14 protein-coding genes are annotated in these 21,651 nt (G+C 69.1%); 11 read left to right on the forward strand and 3 right to left on the reverse strand.

Translation table 11 applies throughout. The features are described from left to right. The first annotated feature begins 121 nt into the window (after window positions 1-121). The 10 genes from ybgF to trpE all read left to right on the forward strand — a co-directional run bounded on the left by ybgF (window position 122) and on the right by trpE (window position 13,835). The gene (gene ybgF / locus ROR02_RS03995; protein ID WP_246135388.1) at window positions 122-997 is read left to right on the forward strand and encodes a tol-pal system protein YbgF; all 876 of its coding nucleotides are present in this window, start codon (window positions 122-124) and stop codon (window positions 995-997) included. Window positions 998-1,017: 20 nt separating this feature from the next. Beyond that, entirely contained in the window at window positions 1,018-2,466 is a 1,449-nt protein-coding gene (gene tilS, locus ROR02_RS17360) for a tRNA lysidine(34) synthetase TilS (protein WP_147162724.1), read from the forward strand. Window positions 2,467-2,570: 104 nt separating this feature from the next. Beyond that, window positions 2,571-4,484: an ATP-dependent zinc metalloprotease FtsH gene (gene ftsH, locus ROR02_RS04005; RefSeq protein WP_147162725.1), complete on the forward strand. Its 1,914-nt coding sequence runs from the start codon at window positions 2,571-2,573 to the stop codon at window positions 4,482-4,484. 4 nt (window positions 4,485-4,488) lie between these two features. Next, a complete protein-coding gene (gene folP / locus ROR02_RS04010) occupies window positions 4,489-5,664 on the forward strand; it encodes a dihydropteroate synthase (protein ID WP_147162726.1) in 1,176 nt (391 codons plus the stop codon). Between the two features lie 69 nt (window positions 5,665-5,733). Then, complete coding sequence (gene glmM, locus ROR02_RS04015; RefSeq protein WP_147162727.1) at window positions 5,734-7,104, forward strand: phosphoglucosamine mutase; 1,371 nt, start codon at window positions 5,734-5,736, stop codon at window positions 7,102-7,104. A 96-nt stretch (window positions 7,105-7,200) separates the two neighbouring features. Continuing rightward, window positions 7,201-8,424: an adenosylcobinamide amidohydrolase gene (locus ROR02_RS04020; RefSeq protein ID WP_147162728.1), complete on the forward strand. Its 1,224-nt coding sequence runs from the start codon at window positions 7,201-7,203 to the stop codon at window positions 8,422-8,424. A gap of 160 nt (window positions 8,425-8,584) precedes the next feature. Further along, entirely contained in the window at window positions 8,585-9,796 is a 1,212-nt protein-coding gene (locus ROR02_RS04025; protein WP_147162729.1) for a Rossmann-like domain-containing protein, read from the forward strand. 163 nt (window positions 9,797-9,959) lie between these two features. Continuing rightward, the gene (locus tag ROR02_RS04030; RefSeq protein WP_147162730.1) at window positions 9,960-10,208 is read left to right on the forward strand and encodes a hypothetical protein; all 249 of its coding nucleotides are present in this window, start codon (window positions 9,960-9,962) and stop codon (window positions 10,206-10,208) included. Between the two features lie 176 nt (window positions 10,209-10,384). Beyond that, window positions 10,385-12,292, forward strand: a complete 1,908-nt coding sequence (locus ROR02_RS17365) for a peptidylprolyl isomerase (RefSeq protein WP_147162731.1) — start codon at window positions 10,385-10,387, stop codon at window positions 12,290-12,292. A 28-nt stretch (window positions 12,293-12,320) separates the two neighbouring features. Further along, window positions 12,321-13,835, forward strand: a complete 1,515-nt coding sequence (gene trpE / locus ROR02_RS04040) for an anthranilate synthase component I (protein WP_147162732.1) — start codon at window positions 12,321-12,323, stop codon at window positions 13,833-13,835. Window positions 13,836-13,901: 66 nt separating this feature from the next. On the opposite strand, the gene ROR02_RS04045 is transcribed toward trpE, so the two are convergent. Next, window positions 13,902-14,690: a methyltransferase domain-containing protein gene (locus ROR02_RS04045; RefSeq protein ID WP_170244955.1), complete on the reverse strand. Its 789-nt coding sequence runs from the start codon at window positions 14,688-14,690 to the stop codon at window positions 13,902-13,904. A gap of 259 nt (window positions 14,691-14,949) precedes the next feature. On the opposite strand from ROR02_RS04045, the gene ROR02_RS04050 reads away from it, so the two are divergent. Continuing rightward, window positions 14,950-18,471 (forward strand): FAD-dependent oxidoreductase, encoded by a 3,522-nt coding sequence (locus ROR02_RS04050; protein WP_147162734.1) that lies wholly within the window; start codon window positions 14,950-14,952, stop codon window positions 18,469-18,471. Between the two features lie 79 nt (window positions 18,472-18,550). Here ROR02_RS04050 and ROR02_RS04055 read toward each other — a convergent pair whose 3' ends face one another. Together ROR02_RS04055 and ROR02_RS17370 are read right to left on the reverse strand one after the other, a co-directional pair. Continuing rightward, entirely contained in the window at window positions 18,551-19,660 is a 1,110-nt protein-coding gene (locus tag ROR02_RS04055) for a methyl-accepting chemotaxis protein (RefSeq protein WP_147162735.1), read from the reverse strand. 478 nt (window positions 19,661-20,138) lie between these two features. After that, the gene (locus ROR02_RS17370) at window positions 20,139-21,230 is read right to left on the reverse strand and encodes a methyl-accepting chemotaxis protein (RefSeq protein ID WP_147162764.1); all 1,092 of its coding nucleotides are present in this window, start codon (window positions 21,228-21,230) and stop codon (window positions 20,139-20,141) included. Window positions 21,231-21,651: the final 421 nt, after the last annotated feature.

The raw sequence follows: 21,651 nt of genomic DNA on the forward strand, positions 1-21,651 counted from the left end.
TTTGACCGCACGACCGAGAGCCCGCAAGGGCAAGCGTGCCTCCTGCTTGTTTCCTTGCGCGGGCCTCCTCGTTCTTGCATCCTCTTTTTCCTTCCTTGCCGCTGCGATGCGAGAGTCCGTCATGATGGTTCCGCCCTTCGCCCCGCGCTCTTGCCCTGTCCAGGCGCGCCGCCCGCTCCGCCTGGGCAAGACCCTGGCCGTGGTCCTCCCCCTGGTGTTGACCGGCATCCCTGGTGCCCAGGCCCAGGACGGTTACACCCAGGCGACCCAGGAACTGATCGGCCGCTTGCAGGTGCGCGTGAGCGAACTGGAGCGCCTCGTCCAGGACCTCACCGGCCGGGTGGAAGAAACGCGCCACCAGAATACCAAGCTCCAGCAGCAGCTCGACGCCGCCCTGGGCGACATCACCTATCGCCTGGATGCCCTGGAAGGGAACCCGACCGGTGGATCCGCCGCCGCTCCGGCCACCCCCGCCACCGGCCGCGCCAGCGCGACGGCTCCGGCCTCCGGGGTCCTGACCGCGCCCGGCGCCGCGACCAAGCCCGCGCCCGGCAAGCCGGCCGCCACCGCCCCGGCCGCCCCCGCTCCCGCTGGCCCGGTGGCCTTGCCCGAGGGCTCGGAAAGCGATCAGTACAACTACGCCTTCTCGTTGCTGCGCAACGCGGATTACCCCTCGGCCGAACAGGCCCTCAAGGCGTTCATCCAGAAATACCCCAAGGGCAAGCTGACCGGGAACGCTCAGTACTGGCTGGGCGAAACCTACTACGTGCGCGGCGACTTCGAGCAGGCGGCGGTGGCCTTCATGACCGGCTACCAGACCTATCCCGACAGTTCCAAGGGTCCCGACAACCTGCTCAAGCTCGGGCTGGCGCTCGGCAACCTGGGCAAGACCCGCGAAGCCTGTGCCGCCTTTGGTCGCCTGGAAGGCCAGTACCCCAAGGCCGCCGACGCCATCAAGCGCCGCGCCCAGTCCGAAATGGGCCGCCTGGGCTGCTGACCCGCCGCCGGCCCCCGGCGATGCCTGCCCGCGCCTCCGCCGGCCCTGCCGCCGTCCCCATCGACTCCGCCGCGTTCGCCCGCCTGATGGCCCCGCTGGGGCCGTTCGAGCCCGCTCCCGCCCTGGCGGTGGGGGTGTCGGGCGGCGTGGACAGCGTTGTCCTGCTCGCCCTTGCCATCGAGTGGGCGCGGGCACGGGGCGGCCTGGTGCTCGCCTTGTGCGTGGATCACGGCCTGCGCCCGGCCGCGCGCGCCGAAGCCGCCCGGGTGGTGGCCCTGGCCGCCCGCCTGGGAGCCCAGGCGCTGGTGCTGACCCGCCCCGATCCCCCGCCGCCCGCCGCCCTCCAGGCCGAGGCCCGCGCCTTTCGCCTGCGCGCCTTGCTCGACGCCTGCGCCGGACACGGCGTTTTGCACCTGCTGCTGGCCCACCACCAGGGAGACCAGGCCGAAACCGTGTTGCAGCGCCTGGCCCGGGGCAGCGGTCCCGATGGGCTGGCCGCGATGGCCCCCGTGACCCTTCGCCCCCAGGCCCGGATCCTGCGGCCCTTCCTGGGCCTGCCCAAGGCGGCCTTGATCGCCACCGCCCAGGCGCGCGGCCTGGATTGGGACGAGGACCCTTCCAACGCCAACCCGGCGTTCGAGCGCGTGCGCTGGCGCCAGGCCTTGCCCGACCTCGGCCGCCTCGGCCTGTCCGCGCCGGCCCTGGCCCGGGTCGCCGCGCGGGCCGGACACGAACGCTCGGCCCGCGCCGAACGCCTGGGTCGGGCCCTCGCCTGGATGGTGACGGACGCGGGGCCGGGCTGGCTGCGTCTCGCGCGCGCCGCGCTCCCCTCCCCTTCCGACGCCCCCTTTCGTACCGACGACCGCGTGGCCGCCCTGGCCTGGGCCGCCGCCTCCCTCGCCGGGCGGGCCTGGAGCGCCGATCCCCGGGCCCTGCTTCCCCTCCTCGCCGCGCCCCCCGCGCCCGGCCATGCCGTGGCCCGGGCCGGCTGCCTGTGGCGGGCCGAAGGGGCGGATCATCTGATGGTCTGCCGCGAATGCCGGGGGCTGGAGCGCGTGGCCCACCCCCTGCGCCCCGGCCAGACCCTGGTCTGGGATGGCCGTTTTCGCGTGACGGTGCCCGGCCCCGGGGTCGCCGTGGTTGGCCTGGGCCACCGCCTGCCGCCGGTCACGGCCCCCGCCCTCCCGGAAGCCTTGCCTCCCCTGCCCCTCCGGGCCAAGCTCCCTCCCCTGCCCCTCCGGGCCACGCTTCCGGCCCTGGTGGCTGACACGCCCGACATCGCTCCCGTGCGCCGTCCGCTGCTGGCGGTGCCGGGTCTGGGGTGGGTAAATACCCCGGCCCTGACCGCCCTGTGGGGGGCCGACATGGGGCTTGAGGCACTGGAAGCGACATTTGCCCCCCTTCTCCCCCTGAGCCCAGCCGCTTTGCGGGTTGAGGCGGCGCCCGACGCCCCCTACATTCCCCGTTGACCGCCTTGGCATCGCCCCCTCCCTTGTTGGCCCTGGGGGCGTGCCCTTGGGAACGGTGAACGGGCGCTGGGTGCGCACGAGTCTGGTTCGAAAGGGTAACTCACTTGAACATCAGCAGAAATCTGCTCCTGTGGATCATCATCGCCGTTCTTCTGGTCGTCTTGTTCAACCTGTTCCAGACGTCGGCGCCGCAGGGCCCCCTCACGTCGATCCCCTATTCCGACTTCCTGGCCAGCGTCGAATCCCGCGACGTGCGCGACGTCATGATCAAGGGGGACGCGATCACCGGCCATCTGGTCAACGGCAGCGCGTTTTCGACCTACGCCCCCCAGGATCCCAGCCTCGTCGAGCACCTGCGCGAAAGCGGCGTGCAGATCGCCGCGAAGCCGGTGGAAAGCGACGTGCCCACCTTGTGGAGCGTGCTGATCTCCTGGTTCCCGTTCATGCTTCTGATCGCCGTGTGGATTTTCTTCATGCGACAGATGCAGTCGGGCGGTGGCAAGGCGATGGGTTTTGGCAAGTCGCGCGCCAAGCTGCTCACCGAAAAGACGGGGCGCGTGACCTTCGAGGACGTGGCCGGGATCGACGAATCCAAGCAAGAGCTGGAAGAAGTGGTTGAATTCCTGCGCGACCCGCAGAAATTCCAGCGTCTGGGCGGCAAGATCCCCAAGGGCGTGTTGCTGGTGGGCCCGCCGGGCACCGGCAAGACCTTGCTCGCCCGCGCCATCGCGGGCGAAGCCAACGTGCCCTTCTTCACCATCTCGGGGTCGGACTTCGTGGAAATGTTCGTGGGCGTGGGCGCGAGCCGCGTGCGCGACATGTTCGAGCAAGGCAAGAAGAACGCGCCGTGCCTGATCTTCATCGACGAAATCGACGCGGTCGGCCGGCACCGGGGCGCGGGCCTCGGCGGTGGCAACGATGAACGCGAACAGACCTTGAACCAGCTTCTGGTTGAAATGGACGGTTTCGAGGCCAACGAGGGCGTCATCCTGATCGCCGCCACCAACCGGCCCGACGTGCTTGATCCCGCCTTGCTGCGCCCGGGCCGCTTCGACCGCCAGGTGACGGTGCCCAACCCCGACATCATGGGCCGCGAGAAGATCTTGCGCGTGCACATGCGCAAGACCCCCCTGGGTCCGGACGTGGACGCCAAGGTGATCGCGCGCGGCACCCCCGGGTTCTCGGGCGCCGACCTCGCCAACCTGGTCAACGAGGCCGCCCTTCTCGCCGCGCGCAAGGGCAAGCGCGTGGTGACCATGACCGAATTCGAGGAAGCCAAGGACAAGGTGCTGATGGGCGCCGAGCGCCGCTCGATGGTCATGACCGAGGAGGAAAAGGAAAAGACCGCCTATCACGAGGCCGGCCACGCCCTGATCGCCCTCAAGCAGGAAGACCACGACCCCCTGCACAAGGTGACCATCATCCCGCGCGGGCGCGCGCTGGGCGTGACCATGTCGCTGCCCGAACGCGATCGCTATGGCTACTCGCTCAAGGAACTGAAGGCGCGCATCGCCATGGCCTTTGGCGGCCGCGTGGCCGAGGAACTGGTCTACGGCCTCGACAACGTGACCACGGGCGCGTCCAACGACATCAAGCAGGCCACCGAGATGGCCCGACGCATGGTGACCGAGTTCGGCTTTTCGGAAAAGCTGGGCCCCCTGCGTTACACCGATAACCAGGAGGAAGTGTTCCTCGGCCATTCGGTGACCCAGCACAAGAACGTCTCGGAGCGTACCGCCAGCCTGATCGACGAGGAAATCCGCCGCTTCGTGGAAGAAGGCGAGGCGTCGGCCCGGCGCATCTTGTCGGAATGCCGCGAGGAGCTGGAAATCATCACGCGCGGCCTGCTGGAATACGAAACCCTGTCGGGCGACGAGGTGAACCGCCTCTTGCGCGGCGAGCCCCTGAACCGCCCCGAGGAACCGGCCCCGCAGCCGCCCCGCTCGGGAGGACGCCGGGCCTCGGTGCCGACCAGCGGTCCGACCGGCTTCGGATCCGCGCCCCAGCCGGGAGCCTGATCCCATGACCATCGCCTCTGCCGGCGCGCCCGCGCCGGCCGTGGCCCCCCAGCCACGCCCCGCCTTGCCGCGGGGCGTGTTTGCTAGGAGCGCCACGGATGTTGCCCCGGCCTTGCACCTTGTCCCCACCGGGATGGTGGAAGGTCCCGACGCCGCCCCCTTGATCGAGGCTGGCCTGGCCTTGCCCCTGGCCGGCGATCCGGCCCGGGCCTTCACCGCCGTGGGCTTGCGCCTGCGTCCCGTCCCCGAAACCGCGCCCTTGCGTGCCTGCGCTTCCCTCGCCGAGGCTCGCGCCTGGGCCCGGGACGAAGGCCCGGCCGTCGCCCACGCCCTGGACTCCCGGCTCGCCCGCCTGGGCCACGCCCGTCCGCCCTTCGCCGGCCTCGCGCTGCCTCCCGGGCGGCCACTGGTGATGGGGATCGTCAACGCCACCCCCGACAGCTTTTCCGATGGCGGCGACCACGCCACCCCCCAGGCCGCGCTCGCCCATGCCCTGGCCCTGCTGGAGGCCGGCGCCGACGTGCTCGACATCGGGGGCGAAAGCACCCGGCCCGGTTCGGCCTCCGTGTCCCCGGCCGAGGAAATCGAGCGCGTGGTGCCGGTGATCCGCGCCCTGGCCGAACGGGGCGCCGTGGTCTCGGTCGATACCCGCAACACCGAAACCATGGCCGCCGCCCTCGACGCGGGCGCGCGCATCCTCAACGACATCAATGCCCTGCGCGCGCCGGGCGCGCTGGCCCTGGCCGCCGCCCGCAAGGCCCCGGTGGTGATCATGCACATGCAAGGCGAGCCCGGCACCATGCAGGCCGATCCGCGCTACCACGACGCGGCGCTTGATGTGTGCGACTGGCTGGACCAACGCCTGGACGCCTGCCGCGCCGCCGGCCTCGACGACGCCCTGCTCGCGGTCGATCCCGGCCTGGGATTCGGCAAGACCCTTGACCACAACCTGGAAATCATGGCCGATCTGGGCCTTCTGCTGGGCCTGGGGACGGCCGTGCTGGTGGGCGCCAGCCGCAAGCGCTTCATTGGCGCCGTCACCGGGGTGGAAACGGCCAGGGATCGCCTGGCCGGCTCGCTGGTGGTGGCCGAAACCGCCGCCCGGCGCGGCGCCCATTTCGTGCGGGTCCACGATGTCGCCGAAACCGTCCAGGCCCTGGCCATGGGCCGGGCCCTGTAGCCTCACCCGCCCCCGTCCCCGTCCCGTCTTTTTCCTCCCCCTTCGATTTTGCACAAGGATTTTTCAAGGGTGCGCAAGCTGTTTGGAACCGATGGGGTGCGCGGCACCGCCAACACCGAGCCGATGACCGCCGAAACGGCCTTGCGCGTGGGCATGGCGGCCGGTCACCTGCTGCGCGGCGGCGATCACCGCCATACCGTTGTCATCGGCAAGGATACCCGTCTGTCGGGCTACATGCTGGAACCGGCGCTGGCGGCCGGGTTTCTCAGCGTGGGCATGGACGTGGTGCTGCTGGGTCCCCTGCCCACCCCGGCCGTGGCCATGCTGACCCGCTCGCTGCGCGCCGACCTGGGGGTGATGATCACCGCCAGCCACAACCCGTTCCAGGACAACGGCATCAAGCTGTTCGGCCCCGATGGCTTCAAGCTGACCGACGCCCAGGAAATCGCCATCGAGGCCCTGATGGCCAATGGCCTGGAAAACCATCGCGCCGCCCCCGACGCCCTGGGCCGCGCCCGCCGCCTGGATGACTGCGCGGGGCGCTACATCGAGGCGGTGAAGAGCACCTTCCCGCGCGGCCGGCGCCTGGACGGGCTGCGGATCGTCCTCGACTGCGCGAACGGCGCCGCCTACAAGGTCGCGCCCCGGGTGCTGTGGGAACTGGGCGCCGACGTGATCCCGGTCGGGGTGGCGCCCGATGGCACCAACATCAATCGCGGCTGCGGCTCGCTCCATGTCGATCTGATGCGTGAAACCGTGCGCTGCGAGGGCGCCGACCTGGGGATTGCCCTGGATGGCGACGCCGACCGGGTCATCTTGTGCAACGAAAAGGGCGCGATCATCGATGGCGACCAGCTCCTGGCCCGCATCGGCTGCGACTGGGCCCGGGCCGGCACCTTGCGAGGCGGCGCCGTGGTTGCCACCGTGATGTCCAACCTGGGCCTGGAACGCCTGTTCGCCGCCCACGACGTGCGCCTGATCCGCACCGCCGTGGGCGACCGCTACGTGGTCGATCGCATGCGCGCGGACTCCTACAACCTGGGAGGCGAGCAGTCGGGGCACGTGGTGCTGGGCGACTACGCCACCACGGGCGACGGCCTGCTGGCCGCCTTGCAGATCCTGGCCGCCCTGGTCGAGGCCGACAGGCCCGCGAGCGAGATCCTGAGCGTGTTCGAGCCCCTGCCGCAGCGCCTGGAAAACGTGCGGGTGGCGGGCGCCGATCCCGCCTCGTTGCTGGCCTCCCCCCGGATGGTGGCCGCCATCCAGGCCGCCGAGGCCACCCTGGCCGGGCGCGGGCGCCTGTTGATCCGCAAGTCCGGCACCGAACCCCTGATCCGGGTCATGGCCGAGGCCGAGGACGAAACCCTGGTGGCCCAGGTGGTCGCCGACCTGTGCGCGTGCGTGCGCGACGCCCTGGCCGAAACCACCAGCGCGGCGTAAGAGCGAGCCCCCGCCCCCGCGTTCCCCCGGGCCGCGAGGGTGGGGGCTTCCCGAACCGCGCCGTTTTCTTGTTGTTGTCCTGCCCTGGCGATCCCCATGCTCCTGGCCCGCTACTTCGATACCCTGGAAGTGCACCGCGATGGCACCTTGCTGAGCGTGCGCTTCCTGGTGCCTCATCAGGTGCTTTCCACCGGCCGGGCCAACGGCGGCTTTAGCGAGACCCTTGACCTGGTGTTCAATCACCAGTGCTGCGAGCCCGCCGCCCACTGGGTCGAGGGGCTGGAGCGGCTCGATACCGAGCCCGAAACCTACCAAGACGCCCTGCTGGCCCGCCATGGCCTGGCCGGACCGGCCAGCGGCATGGCCACCGCCGCCGGCATGCGCGGCCTCGGAGTCTCGCGCCAGGACTGCCAGGATCTTTCGGTGCTGGCCCTGGTCACCGCCGGCATCGAGGGCAACGCGGCCCGCGCCGGCGATCCCCCCAGCCTGTTCGAGGGCGCCGGGGGCTTCGCCCCCCTGCCCGCCCCGGCCCCGCCGGCGCCACCGGCGCACGGCACCATCACCACCGTGATCGCCGTCAGCCAGCCGGTGCTCCCCGGGGTGCTGGTGCAAGGCGTGAGCGTGGCGACCGAAGCCAAGTGCAGCGTCTTGCAGGAGCTTTCCATTCCCTCGCGCCTGTCGGCGTCGCTGGCCACCGGCACCGGCACCGACCAGATCATGGCCCTGGCCCCGCGCGCCGGGGCGCGTCCGCTCACCTCGGCGGGGCATCACGTGGCCCTGGGCGCCCTGATCGGGCGCGCGGTGCGGGCCGCCCTGCGCGAGGCGCTGGCCTGGCAAAACGACCTTGATCCCGCCCGCCAGGCCTCGGCGGGGCGCCTGCTCGGCCGCTTCGGGCTTTGCCCCGGCGCCCTGGCCGGGGCCGCCGCCGCCCACCTGCCGCCGGGTCCGGCCGACACCTTGCGCGCCAACGGCCTGGTGCTTGAGCGCGATCCCCTGGTGGTCGCCGCCGTCGCCGCCCTGGTTCACCTGCACGACCAGCGGGCCTGGGGCCTGATCCCCGCCCTGGCCTGGCCCGAGGTGGTGGTGGCCCAGGCGGCCCAGGTCGCGGCGGCGCTGGGGCACCCCGCCCGCTGGCCGGTCTATCATCAGGAACTGGCCGCCTTCATGGCCCGGGAAGGCGGGGACACCGTGCCCGCCCTGGCCGCCCGGGCCCTGGCCCTGGGCTTTGCCGACAAATGGGATTTCGCCCAGGCGATCGAAAATCACCCAAAGGTTTCGACAAACAACACCCCGCCTCTTGACGCAAGCGGCCGGCCATGATCGCCTGAACGGAAGGCAGGGGAATCCCGGCTGCCCTTCGGGTGGGCAGCGGGAGCGGGCGTTTTCCCCTGGAAAGGGACGGGCCCCTGGCTTCGTCCCTTGGCAACCAAGCCGGCGGGGCGCGCCTTGTCCCCGGCGGTCAGGCATGGGAGGGCCCGCGATGTTCGAGCCAATCAAGGCCCCCTGGATCCGGGCCGGCGTGGTGCTGCACGAAGCCGGCGCGCCGGTCGAGGACCTGCTGGAAACCTTCGCCACCACCTTGCGCGAGCGCGGCTTTCGCATCGCCGGATCGGTGCGCCGCCCGCGCGAGGGAACCCTGGCCGTCGCCGACCTCGCCAGTGCCGGGGTCGCCATCGCCGAAACCGTGCCCCATGCCCACCGCATGGCCGCCGGCAGCCTGCGCCGCGCCCTGCGCGAGGACGTGGACCTGGTGGTTCTCAGCCCCTTCGATGCCTTCGAGGGCGCGACCCGCGAAATGATGGCCACCCTGGGCGAGGGAAGCGGCCAGGGCATGCCGATCCTCACCGCCCTGCCCGCCACCGAACTGCCGCGCTGGCTTGATTTCGCCGGATCGCGGGGCGCCATCCTGCCGCCCACCCCCGCCGCCTTGTGGCAGTGGTGGGGACCCGAACGCCTGTACGCCGACCTGGCCCAGGGCGTCGAGGACGACGAGGTGCGCCGCATCGTGTGCGGACCGCGCTGGCTGATGGTCCAGGGACCTTGCGGGGTGGGGCTTGCCCACCTGTCGGGCGCGCCCCGCGACCTGCCCGCCCGCCTCGCCCCGATGCGCCGGCGCTCGCTGCGCCAGCTGGCCGCCTTGCATCAGGCCTGGGACCCCATCGACATGGCCCTGGCCGTCGCCGCCATCAACGCCCACGCCAACCGCTTCGACCTCGACACCGGCCCGGGCAACGGCGCCGATACCCTGGCCGGCCTGCCCGGGCGCACGGTGGTGATGGGTGCCTTCCCCGGTCTGGCCGAGATCCTGCCCGATGCCCAGGTGATCGAGGCCAACCCGCGCCCGGGCGAGTTTCCCCTGTCGGCCGCCGATGCCCTGTTGCCCGGATGCGCCGGGCTGGTGCTGGCCGCCTCCACCTTGCTCAACCGTTCCTTGCCCCGCCTGCTGCGCCTGGCCCAGGGCGCCCAGGTTGCCCTGGTCGGCCCCGGCACCCCCCTGTCGCCCCGCCTGCATGCCTATGGCGTGGGATGCCTGGGCGGTCTGGTGGTCCGCGACCCCGACGGCCTCGCCCAGGCCATCCAGGCCGGCGCCCTGCCCCGCGAGTTCGCCCGCTTCGGGGAATACCGCCACCTGCGCCCCCCCGCCGCCCCGGCCGCCCCCGCCTGTCGCGCCCGCGCCGGCACGCCCCGGTAAGGCTACGCCGGGGCGCTGAACACCCGGGTCCGGGAACGGGGCGATACCTTACTAAAATACTCACCCTTACTCTTGTCCGTTTCGAGTCGAAATCACACATCTGGTCGTGGATCGTCCACTCACCCAGGGGAAACGGGAGGGTACGGGAATGGGTCTTTGCGCCATGCGGTGCCAGCCCTGCAACAGCTCGCTGATCGTCAGCATCCGCCACCAGGACCGTCCCCTGGGGGACGATGCTCTTTCGGGCACCGTGGCCAACGCCGCCGTACTCGACCTCTACGACCAGATCGTGCACGACCTGGCCGATCCCGCCACGGGGGTGGCGGTGGTGCTGTCGGTGGACGGCGCCCAGGTGGCGTTCCATTGTCCACATCAGCAAAGCATGCCCCCCCTGGAGGACGTTTTTTTCTGAGCAGGTGCGATCTCGCGCCCCCGGGCAGGGACATACCCGGAAGGCTCAGTTGGCGGTTGCGGGGAAACGGGGCCATTCCTATGATGCCTCGCCCCCTGCCGGGGGTTTAAACGACCCGCCGCCCGGCCCTTGCGGCCCCCTGGCCCTCCCTTCCTTGCGAAAGACGCTGCCTCGCCATGCTTGATGCCCTGCGCCGAGGGTCCAAATCCTGGATCGCGAAAACCCTTCTTGGCCTTCTTGTGCTCAGTTTCGGGATCTGGGGCGTCGCCGATTACGTCGTGCGTGGCCACACCGTCGTCCCGGCCGTGGTGGTCGGCGACCAGGCCTTCAGCGCCGAGCGCGTGCGCGAACAGTTCAACAACGACCTCTCGCGCCTGCGCCGCCAGGGCCTGAACCTGCCCACCGAACAGGCCATCGCGCTGGGCTTCCTGGATCAGAGCGTGCGCGGGCTGGTGAACGAGGCGGTCCTTACCCAGGGCGCCCAGGCCTTTGGCCTGACCGCGACCGACGAAACCTTGCGCACGGTGATCCACACCGATCCCCTGTTCCAAGACGCCAGCGGGCGGTTCGACCGCGACAAGCTGGCCCGCATCCTGGCCGCCAACGGATTGAGCGAAGCGGGGTACGTCGAGGCCCGACGCCAGGAACTGGTGCGCACCGCCTTGCTGCGCCCGGTGGCGGATGGCGTCCAGCCCCCGGCATTCCTGGTCGACACCCTGGCCCGCCACGCCTCCGAGCGCCGCGAGGGCCAGGTGCTGCGCCTGACCGACCAAGCCGTGCCCCAGCCGCCGGCCGAGCCCGCCGACCCGGCCGTGCTGGAAGCGGTGTACACCAAGGCGCTCGCCCGGTTCACCACCCCCGAGCAACGCACGGCCACGATCGTGCCGCTGACCGCCGCGGCGGTGGCCAGGGACATCGATGTTCCCGACGACGCCATCCAGGAAGCCTACGACGCCCGCGCCGACCAGTACATGACCGCGGCGTCGCGCGCCGTGTCGCAATCCCTGTTCCCAAGCCGCGAGGCCGCCCAGCAGGCCCTGGCCGCGATCCGGGCCGGGCAGTCGCTCGCGGACGCCACCAGGGCCCAGGGCGGCACCGGCCCCGTGGACATGGGCACCGTGACCCGCGAGACCTTGCCCGCCCCCCTGGCCGAGCCTCTGTTCGCGCAAGCCGTCGGCATCGTCGGCGAGCCGGTCGAGGATGATTTCGGCTGGCATCTGTTCCTGGTTTCCGCCGACACCCCCGAATCGCTGCGTCCGCTTTCGGAAGTGCGCGCCGAAATCCGCGCGAGCCTGGCCGAGGACCGCGCCCTGGAAGCCCTGTACACCCTTTCGACCCGGATCGAGGACGCCCTGGCCGGCGGGGCCTCGCTGGAAGACGCCGCCGCCCAGATCGGCGTGACCCCGATCCAGGTGACACTCGACCGCCAGGGCAACGGCCCCGATGGCGCGCCGGTGGCCGACCTGCCCGGCGGCACCGACACCCTGGACACCGTTTTTTCGCTGAAGGAAGGCGAAACCGGGCCGATGAAGGAAAACGATCGCGGCTATACCCTGGTGCGCCTGGATCACGTCACCCCGGCCACCCCCCGCCCCCTGGCCGACGTGCGCGCCGACGTGGTGGCGCTGTGGCAGGCCCAATCCCGGATCGATGCCCTCCAGGCCCTGGCCCAGACCCTGACCGAACGCGCCCAGGCCGGGGAAAGCCTGGACGCCCTGGCCAAGGCCACGCCGGGCAGCGTGCTGGAACCCGTCCCGGCGGTCGTGCGCGGCGGACGCACCGGCCTTGCCCAGGACGATGCCCGGGCCGACCTGGATCCGGCCGTGATCAAGGCGTTGTTCGAAACCGAGGTCAACGGAGTCGCCCGCGTTCTCCTGCCCGAGGGGGCCGCCGTCCTTCAGGTCACGGGCATCCATCCCCCGTCGCCCGAGGTGGCCGCCGCCGAACGCAAGATCCTGGCCGACCAGATCAGCCGGACCCTGAGCAACGATCTGCTCGACGGCTATGTCCAGGCCCTGGCCGGCAAGATCGGGGTCACCATTCACCAGGACGTCATTCGTGACGCCCTCCAACCCGGCCGCTAAATCCTCCTCCTTGCGGGAGCGTTGTCCCATGCCCATCGCCTTACCCGGTCTTGACCCCGCCTTTGCCCAGGCCTACGACGCCGGGACGCCTCAGGTGGTCTGGACCCATCTGGTCGCCGACCTGGAAACACCGGTGTCGGCCATGCTCAAGCTGGCCGATGGCCGTCCGTATTCGTTCCTGCTCGACTCGGTCGAGGGGGGCAACACGCGCGGGCGCTATTCGTTCATCGGGTTGAAGCCGGATATCCTCTGGCGCGCGCATGGCAACAAGGCCGAGATCAACCGCAACGCCCGCTTCGATACCCAGGCCTACGTCGATGACGGCGAAACCCTCGATTCGCTGCGCCGGCTGGTGGCGGAAAGCCGGATCGACCTGCCCGCCCACCTGCCGCCCATGGCGTCCCTGGTCGCCGGCTACCTGGGCTACGACGCCGTGCGCCTGGCCGAACCCCGGGTGCCCGACACCAATCCCGATCCGGTCAACGTCCCCGACGGCATGTTCATGCGCCCGACGCTGATGGCCGTTTTCGATAACGTGGCCCACCGCATTACCCTGGTCACGCCGGTGCGCCCGCAGCCCGGGGTCAGTGCCGCCGCCGCCTACGAGGCCGCCCAGGTCTGCCTGGCCGACGCCGTGGCCGACCTGCAACGCACGCTGCCCTATCGCCGGGAAAAGGCCGAAACCGGGGCCACCCCGCCGGCCCTGACGCCGTGCATGGCCCCCGAGGCCTACATGGCCATGGTCGAGGCGGCGAAGGAATACATCCTGGCCGGCGATATCTTCCAGGTGGTGCTGTCGCAGCGCTTCACGTTGCCCTTCCGCCTGCCGCCGTTCGCCCTGTACCGCAGCTTGCGCCGGACCAATCCCTCGCCGTTCATGTTCTACATCGACTTCGAGGACTTCCATCTGGTTGGCGCCAGCCCCGAGATCCTGGTGCGGGTGCGCGACGGCGAGGTGACCATTCGCCCGATCGCGGGCACCCGCCCCCGGGGCGCCACCCCCGACGAGGACCGCGCCCTGGCCGCCGACCTGCTGGCCGACCCCAAGGAACTGGCCGAGCACCTGATGCTCCTCGACCTGGGGCGCAACGACGTGGGCCGGGTGTCGGAAATCGGCTCGGTGAAGGTCCGCCCCGACGAAAAGATGATCGTCGAGTACTACAGCCACGTCATGCACGTGGTTTCCAACGTCACCGGCCGGCTCAGCCCCGATCACGACGCGGTTGACGCCCTGCTGGCCGGCTTCCCCGCCGGCACCGTGTCGGGTGCCCCCAAGGTGCGGGCGATGGAAATCATCGACGAACTGGAGCCCCTGCGCCGGGGCTTCTACGCCGGCGCCGTGGGCTATTTCGCCGCCAACGGGTCGATGGACTCGTGCATTGCCTTGCGAACCTGCCTGATCAAGGACGGCGTGATGCACGTTCAGGCCGGCGCGGGCATCGTCGCCGACAGCGTGCCCGAGCGCGAGCACGAGGAATGCCACAACAAGGCAAAGGCCCTGATCCGCGCCGCCGAGGAAGCCCACCGCCTGGCGTCCGCCTGACCGGATCCCCCGGGAGCGGCGCCGCGCGCACCGCCCCCGGGATTTCGAAAAAAGAAACCGCCCCCGTTACGCGATCGGTCCTTGCGCCACGATGAACAGGCGGCGGAAGGCAAACAGCACATGGCCGGTGCCGTCCTCGGGATAGGCCCGGGCCATGCGGGTGGTGAAATCGGCAAAGAAACGCTCGCGCCACGGGGCGTCGGTCAGGCGGGCCAGGAACGGACGCAAGGCGGTGGTCCGCGCCCAGTCCGCGATGGGATCAGGCCCGCGCATGCGGTGGTGATAGACCGTTTCCCACAAATCCAGGAACTGCACCCGGGGCGCCAGCAGGCGCGAGTACGTCACGGCCGGGGCCACCGGCACGGGGGCCAGCAGGGGCTCCAGCTGGTCGCGCCAGGGCCCCGCGCGCACCGACTCGGTGATGCAGCGGTGCGAGGGTTCATCGAAATTGTGGGGCATCTGCAAGGCCAGCACCCCCCAGGGCGCCAGCGTGTCCAGCAGCCGGGGCAACAGGGCCTCGTGCGCGTCCAGGCGCTGCAAGGCGCCGCTGGAATGCACCAGATCCACCTTGCTCTCGGGGCTCCAGCGGGCCGGATCGGCCTGGATGTAGTCGATCCGCCCCCCCTCGTCGCCTTGCAGGCGGGCGTGCTCCAGGGCCACCGCCTGGGCCTCCACGGCCGTGATCCGGGCCTCGGTGAAGCGCCGCGCCAGCAGGCGGGTTCCCTCGCCGGTGCCGCATCCCAGGTCGATCACCCGCAAGGGGGCATTCAGCGGCACCCGCTCCAGCAGGTCGTGCACCGAGCGCAGACGTGGCCCTTCGTAGCGGTCGGACAGCTCCGGATCCCACGCATCCATACCCCACCCTCTCGCCATCGTCGGTTCGGGCCAAGCCCGGCCGAGTATTGAAAACGTTGGGGCGTTGGGGCTCAAGCTCTTTTTGCACTGGCCCTAAAAAGTTCTCGAACCCTTTGGTTCCACGTCTGAACCTTTTGTTTTTCCTGATAGTGCCTCTGGTTTTTCCGCCCCCGTCGGGAGTAGTCTGAACCCGTTTGCGCCCTCAAGGCCCCGGTTGGCGAGGCCCCGGCGCCCGGTGCATGACAAGGGCTCTACACGCATGACCCAAATCCCCGACACGGAAGCCCTCCTTAGGGAAACCGCCCTTGGTCTGGGCTTCACCGCCGCCGATCTCTATACCGACGAGGGCATGGCCCGGATCGACGCGACCTTCCAAGAACACCTGACCGAAACCGATCCGGCGCTGGCCGAGGCCCTGACGGCCGCGCGCGCCGCGCCCGAGGCCCTCGACGGCCGCGCCCAATCCGCCTTGATTTTGTCGCTGGCCGCCTGCCTCGACGACTTCCTGGGCCGCCTGTTCGCCATCAGTGGCCCGCTGGCCGAAACCCAGGGCCGTCACCACGACCTTGCCCCCTTGTATGCCTGCAAGCGCGCCTTCGTGCAGCGCATCGCGGTCAAGCGCATCCGCGAGGCCGAGGCCCGCCTGGAAAACCCCGCCGCCCTGGAAACCGCGCTGGCCCCCCTGATCGGCGCGCCACTGGACGACGAGCGGGCTTTCGCGCGCGCCGTCATGCGCTGGATGGACGCCCCCGAGGCCAACGCCGAGGCCCTGGATCTTGCCACCCACTTCGCGGCCTGGGCCGCCGAGACACCCGAGGGCAAGGCCCGCTTCGCGGGCGGGGTCCTGTTCCGCCTGCCCGGCCAGCACGATCCCCAGCGCCTGGTCGCGGGCATCGAGGCCGTGGAAGACGGCGCCATGCGCCAGCGCCTGCCCGAGGAAGCCTTGCGCCAGCGCGACGGGTTCGGGCTGACCGACGCCGGATGCGACCTGGCCCACGGCCTTTATGAAACCAACTACTGCATTTTCTGCCACCACACCGGCCACGACAGTTGCTCGCACGGCATGCCCGACCGCAAGGCCGGGGGCATCGCCACCAGCCCGCTGGGCCGCGCCATGCTGGGCTGCCCGCTTGAAGAGCGCATCTCGGAAATGAACGAGGCCAAGACCAAGGGCCTTGTCTTGGGATCGCTGGCCATTGTCACCATCGACAACCCCCTGTGCGCGGGCACCGGTCACCGCATCTGCAACGACTGCATGGTGGCCTGCGTGTACCAAAACCAGCTGCGCGACCCGGTCAATATTCCCGAGGCCGAAACCCGGGTCTTGAAGGATGTTCTGGAACTGCCCTGGGGTGTCGAGATTTACGGCCTGCTGACCCGCTGGAATCCCTTGAATTTCACCCGCCCCCTGCCCCGTCCGGCCAGCGGGCGTTCGGTGCTGGTCGCCGGCCTCGGGCCCGCCGGCTTCACCCTGGCCCACCATCTGCTCAACGACGGCCACACCGTGGTGGCGATCGATGGCCTGAAGATCGAGCCCCAGGACCCCACGGTGTCGGGGGTCGATGCCGCCGGCAACCGGGTGCCGTTTCGTCCCATCCGGACCTGGAGCGACCTTTACGAACCCCTGGACCGGCGCGTGATGGGCGGCTTTGGCGGCGTCGCCGAGTACGGCATCACCGTGCGCTGGGACAAGAACTTCCTGACCTTGATCCGCCTGCTCGTGGAACGCCGGGCCCGCTTCACCATGATCGGCGGCGTGCGCCTGGGAGGGACCCTGACCCCCGACGATGCCTTCGCCCTGGGCTTCGACCATGTGGCCTTGTGCATGGGCGCCGGACGCCCCACCATCGTGCCCATGAAGAATGGCCTCGCCCGGGGCGTGCGCCAGGCCAGCGATTTCCTGATGGCCTTGCAACTGACCGGAGCGGGGCGGCGCGACAGCATCGCCAACCTTCAGGTGCGCCTGCCGGTGGCGGTGATTGGCGGCGGCCTGACCGCCATCGACGCCTGCACCGAGGCCCTGGCCTATTACCCGGTGCAGGTGGAGAAATTCCTGGCCCGCTATGAAATCCTGGTCGCCGAGCGCGGCGAGGCCGCCGTGCGCGCCGGCTGGAGCGAGGAAGAACGCGAGATCGCCGAGGACTTCCTGGTTCACGCCCGCGCCCTGCGCGTCGAACGCGCCAACGCCAAGCGCGAAGGGCGCGCGCCGCGCCTGCGCCAGATGCTGCGCGCCTGGGGGGGCGGCACCATCTTCTATCGCCGCCGCCTGATTGATTCCCCCGCGTATCGCAACAACCACGAGGAAGTGCAGAAGGCCTTCGAGGAAGGCATCGGCTTTGCCGAGCGCCTGGCCCCCGAGGAGGTGGAGCTGGATCGCTTCGGCCACGCGAGCCACCTGCACCTGCGCCATGCCAACACCCGCAAGGCGCATGTCGTGCCGGCGCGCACCATCATTGTCGCGGCCGGCACCGTGCCCAACACCGTGTTGGGGCGCGAGGTCGGGGCCCAACCGCTGCCGTTGGATGGCAAGTACTTCCAGGCCATCGACGAAACCGGGGCCCCGGTCCATCCCGAGCCCCAGCCCAAGCCGGCCGAGGCCCAGGTGCTGATGCGCCTCAATCCGGACGGCACCGCCATGAGCTTCTTTGGCGACCAGCACCCCAGCTACGCCGGCAACGTGGTCGCGGCCATGGCCTCGGCCCGCCAGGGCTACCCGGTGATCACCCGCCTGATGGCCAGGCGGCCGGCCGCGCCCGACCAGGGGCCCGCCTTGCAAGCCCGCCTCAATGCCGACTGCCGGCCGGTGGTTCACGCCATCGTGCGCCACACGCCCAATATCGTCGAGATCGTGGTGCACGCGCCGGCGGCCACGCGGCGCTTCGAGCCCGGCCAGTTCTACCGCCTGCAAAACTTCGACCGTTTCGCCCGGCGCGTGGACGACACCACCTTGGCCATGGAAGGCGTGGCCCTGACCGGGGCCTGGGTCGACAAGGAGGCCGGGTTGCTGTCGATGATCGTCCTGGAAATGGGCGGGTCGTCCGATCTGGTGGCCAACCTCAACCCGGGCGAGCCGGTCATTGTCATGGGTCCGACCGGCGCCCCCACCACCTTGCCCCGCCACGAAACCGTGCTGCTGGCCGGGGGTGGGCTGGGCAACGCCGTCTTGTTCTCGATCGGGCGCGCCTTGCGCGCGCGCGACAACAAGGTTCTGTACTTCGCCGGCTACAAGGGCGTGAACGATCGCTACCGCCTGGACGATATCCACGCGGCCGCCGATCTCGTGGTCTGGTGCTGCGACCAAGCCCCGGGCTTCACTCCCGAGCGGCCCCAGGATCTGACCTTCGTCGGCAACATCGTGGACGCCATGGTTGCCTACGCGGAAGGACGCCTGGGTCCGGCCTCCCTGCCGCTGGCCGACGTCAACCGCATCCTGGCCATTGGCTCGGATCGCATGATGCAAGCGGTGGCCCGCGCCCGCCACGGGGTGCTGGCCCCCTTCCTGCGCGACGACCACATCGCCATCGGCTCGATTAACTCACCGATGCAATGCATGATGAAGGAAATCTGTGGCCAGTGCCTCCAGCCGCAGGTCGATCCCGCCACCGGCGAAACGGTGATCGTGTTCACCTGCTCCAACCAGGATCAGCCGCTGGACAAGGTGGACTTCGCCGCCCTGGCCCAGCGTCTGGGGCAAAACAGCCTGCCCGAAAAGCTGACCCGGCAGTGGATCGACCGCTGCCTGGTCAAGCTGGGCCAGCGCGAGGCTTCCCGCCTCTCATAGGGGCGTTCCGAAGGGCCTCGTCTTTCTCGTGAAGGGCAAGGCCCTTCGGGAACCGGGGGAAGCATGCTTCCCCCGGTCCTCATCGAAACGTCGAACGCTGCATGATGCAGCCGTACCAGCCCAGGCCCTTGTAGGTTTCGTATCCCGGGGTGCGGTGGAAGGCGACGACGGTTCCATCCGACAGCTGATAGTGGCCTGCATCCTGACCGTTGGTCTTCAACTGGATGCGTTCGTTCAGCACGCCACGATCGTCGGACGCCGCCAGCACCCGCCCCTTGGCATCCAGCAGCAAGGCGCGCGACGTGGTGGTTTCGGTGTCGTCCAGCCGCATGCCCCGCACGATGGCCCGGGCCTGGGGGCCCCAGTCGAAATGAATGCCCAGCACGCCCAGAACCTTGCCCCGTGCCTCGCCGCCCTCGCGGATGGCGGCGGCATAGGTGGCCACCGGCTGATGATCCAGCGCTTCGTTGATCGCGATGTCGGCGACCGCGTAATCATCTCCGCTGGTCGTGCGCAGGGCCTCCTGGAACCAGGCTTCCCCGGCCACCGATTGTCCCTGGACGGCGTAGCGATTCGGGCGGCCATTGGCGATCACCCGCCCCTGGGGATCACAGATCCACAAGTCGAGATAGACCGTATAGGCGGATAGGATCACCCCAAGCCGGTGACAGGCGAACTGAGTGGCGGTCTTGCTCGGCTCGGAAAGGCAATCGACCACGGCGCTATCGGTGGCCCACCAGCGCACATCACAGCTGCGTTCGTACAGGTTCCGGTCGATCAGCTCGACCGCGTTCAAGGAAAGATCCACCAGGCGCTGGCCACGGGCGTTGTGGCCGATGCGTTCCAGCCGTTCAACCTTGGCGGCCATCTCCGACTGCAGATGCAGCACGATATCCTCGATCTCGCGCGAGACTTCCTTGACCTCGCCCGCGACCACGGCAAACCCCTTGCCCGCGTCGCCGGCCCGGGCGCTTTCGATCAACGCGTTCAAGGCCAGGATGCGCGTGCGTCCCATCACGGCCTGGATCTCGGCGATTTTGGCGGCGGTCATTTCGCGGACATCGCCGGTCAAGGCGATGATCTGCTCGGGATTGGCCGTTTCCTCGTCCACCGTGGCGGCACTCACCGGCTCTACCCCCGGCTGTTTTCTCTGGTCGGCCAAGCCTCCGACCCACGCCAGTTGGTTCATGTCGATCCCTCAAGCTGCGGCAGTCATTTTTTTGTTGTTTTGGCGAAACAATCGATAAGTAAAATCCACTTACAGGATGTGACCCTAGAAGATTGACGAAGGCGTGACAAGCCCAACAATTGTTTAGGGGGCTCCTCAAAGTACGGAGTCTCCTTGTTGTCCGATCATCCACCTTGGAACAAACACAAAAAGCGGCGGTGCGCCGCACAGGAAAAAGATTTTGTTGCCCAGAAGACGGAAAACCGAGAACGCTCAAATAAATAAAAACAAAATGACATTCAGAATAGTATTAGAAAAACCGCTCTTCCCGAACAGGTTTGCGGCATTGTAGTTGGTGTCCTTTCCGATGGAAAAAGCCGGCCTCTCTCGTTTCCCCCAACAGGGAAACAAGAAAGGCCGGCCTCATGACCGCTTCCAGGCGTCTGGCGCCATTACCCCTTATGCCGAGGGGAATACCTTGCACCCGCGACCGTTTTCTTCACTCCCCCGGACGCTGCACCACGCACCCATACCACCCAAGACCTTTGTATGTCTCATACCCCGGGGTACGATGGAACCCCACGACGGTTCCGTCTGGCTGCTGGTAATGGCCCGAGACAGCCCCGTTCGTCATCAGATCCAGGCGGCCGCTCAAAACATCGCACTCATCGGAGGCAGCAAGAATACGACCTGCCGCATCAAGGAGCAAGGCTCGCGAACGCCCGCTCTCCGAGGGATCGAAGCGCACGCCCTTGACAATGGCGCGCGCCTGCGGCTCCCAGTCGAAATGAATCCCCAAGACACCCAGAACCTTGCCCCGTGCCTCGCCACCCTCGCGGATGGCGGCGGCATAGGTGGCCACGGGCCGGTTGCCGAGGGCGCGGTTTTGGGCGATATCCGCCACCGCGTAGGTGTCCCCCGACGTGGTGCGCAGGGCGTCCTTGAACCAGCTTTCCCCCGAGACATCCAGATCATGCACCCTGTACTGATCGGGACGCCCGCCTGCCACAACCCGGCCTTGCAAATCGCAGATCCACAGATCCAGGTACACCGTATACGCCGATAAAATCACGCCCAGGCGCTGGCTGGCGTGCCGCGCCGCCTGGGGCGACGCCTCGGTCACGCAGGCGACGACCGCGCTGTCGGTCGCCCACCACCGCGCGTCACAGGTGCGTTCGTATAAATTGCGGTCTATCAGCTCGACCGCGTTCAAGGCGAGATCAACCAGGCGCTGTCCGCGCATCTGCTCCACGATCCGGGTCCCGATGCGCTCCAGCGCCTCGACCCGCGAGGAAAGCTGAACCTGAAAATCCGTGGCGATCTCGGCAATCTCGCGCGAGACCTCCTTCACCTCGCCGGCGACGACGGCGAATCCCCGTCCGCTTTCCCCGGCCCGCGCGCTCTCGATCAACGCGTTAAGGGCCAGAATGCGCGTGCGCGCGGTAATCGCCTGAATCTCGGCAATCTTATCCTCGGTCATCTCGCGCACATCGGCGGTCAGGGCAATAATCTGCTCAGGGTTGGCGTTTTCTCCTCCTTCCCCCGTGCCCCCCACGGGCAAGGAGCGACTGCTTCCCACATCGACCCCCATCATTCCTGTGTCCATTCGCGTGATTTGATTCATGTCCCCCCCCTTGTGCCGCCTCGAAGGACGTTTTTCGTTTTTTCCTTCCCCTACGGAAACTCTTTTTGGTTTTGCAGCGCGATACCTCGCTCGTTTCCGGGGAACAAGGAGGCTATTTGATGAGCGGGCCGGACGCAATATGCCTAAAGTTAAATCAAGTTTACCGTCGCGTTGCAGCCGTCGGGCCGCCCCCTCGACCCGCGAAGGGAGAAACCGTGATTCTTTTTATGGCCAAGCTGTCCGGACGGTGGCACAAGAACCCCATGAAACCGCCGCTAACCGCGTCCATCCTGGGTGCCGCAAGACCTTCCTGGTGGCCGGCCGGACCGCACACGCGCCGGCGCCTCCCGGAAACCGGGGGAACGCCGGAACAAGGAGGCGTGCCGTG

The sequence above is a fragment of the Pararhodospirillum oryzae genome, from assembly GCF_007992075.1.
Taxonomy (GTDB): domain Bacteria; phylum Pseudomonadota; class Alphaproteobacteria; order Rhodospirillales; family Rhodospirillaceae; genus Pararhodospirillum; species Pararhodospirillum oryzae.

Excerpts from the sequence above, each read along its gene's own strand:
- ybgF (WP_246135388.1), top strand. The coding sequence starts at position 122 with ATGATGGTTCCGCCCTTCGCCCCGCGCTCTTGCCCTGTCCAGGCGCGC.
- ROR02_RS04055 (WP_147162735.1), bottom strand. The coding sequence starts at position 19,660 with ATGAACCAACTGGCGTGGGTCGGAGGCTTGGCCGACCAGAGAAAACAG.
- trpE (WP_147162732.1), top strand. The coding sequence starts at position 12,321 with ATGCCCATCGCCTTACCCGGTCTTGACCCCGCCTTTGCCCAGGCCTAC.
- folP (WP_147162726.1), top strand. The coding sequence starts at position 4,489 with ATGACCATCGCCTCTGCCGGCGCGCCCGCGCCGGCCGTGGCCCCCCAG.
- ROR02_RS04020 (WP_147162728.1), top strand. The coding sequence starts at position 7,201 with ATGCTCCTGGCCCGCTACTTCGATACCCTGGAAGTGCACCGCGATGGC.
- ROR02_RS17370 (WP_147162764.1), bottom strand. The coding sequence starts at position 21,230 with ATGGGGGTCGATGTGGGAAGCAGTCGCTCCTTGCCCGTGGGGGGCACG.
- ROR02_RS17365 (WP_147162731.1), top strand. The coding sequence starts at position 10,385 with ATGCTTGATGCCCTGCGCCGAGGGTCCAAATCCTGGATCGCGAAAACC.
- ROR02_RS04025 (WP_147162729.1), top strand. The coding sequence starts at position 8,585 with ATGTTCGAGCCAATCAAGGCCCCCTGGATCCGGGCCGGCGTGGTGCTG.
- ROR02_RS04050 (WP_147162734.1), top strand. The coding sequence starts at position 14,950 with ATGACCCAAATCCCCGACACGGAAGCCCTCCTTAGGGAAACCGCCCTT.
- ROR02_RS04045 (WP_170244955.1), bottom strand. The coding sequence starts at position 14,690 with ATGGATGCGTGGGATCCGGAGCTGTCCGACCGCTACGAAGGGCCACGT.
- ROR02_RS04030 (WP_147162730.1), top strand. The coding sequence starts at position 9,960 with ATGCGGTGCCAGCCCTGCAACAGCTCGCTGATCGTCAGCATCCGCCAC.
- tilS (WP_147162724.1), top strand. The coding sequence starts at position 1,018 with ATGCCTGCCCGCGCCTCCGCCGGCCCTGCCGCCGTCCCCATCGACTCC.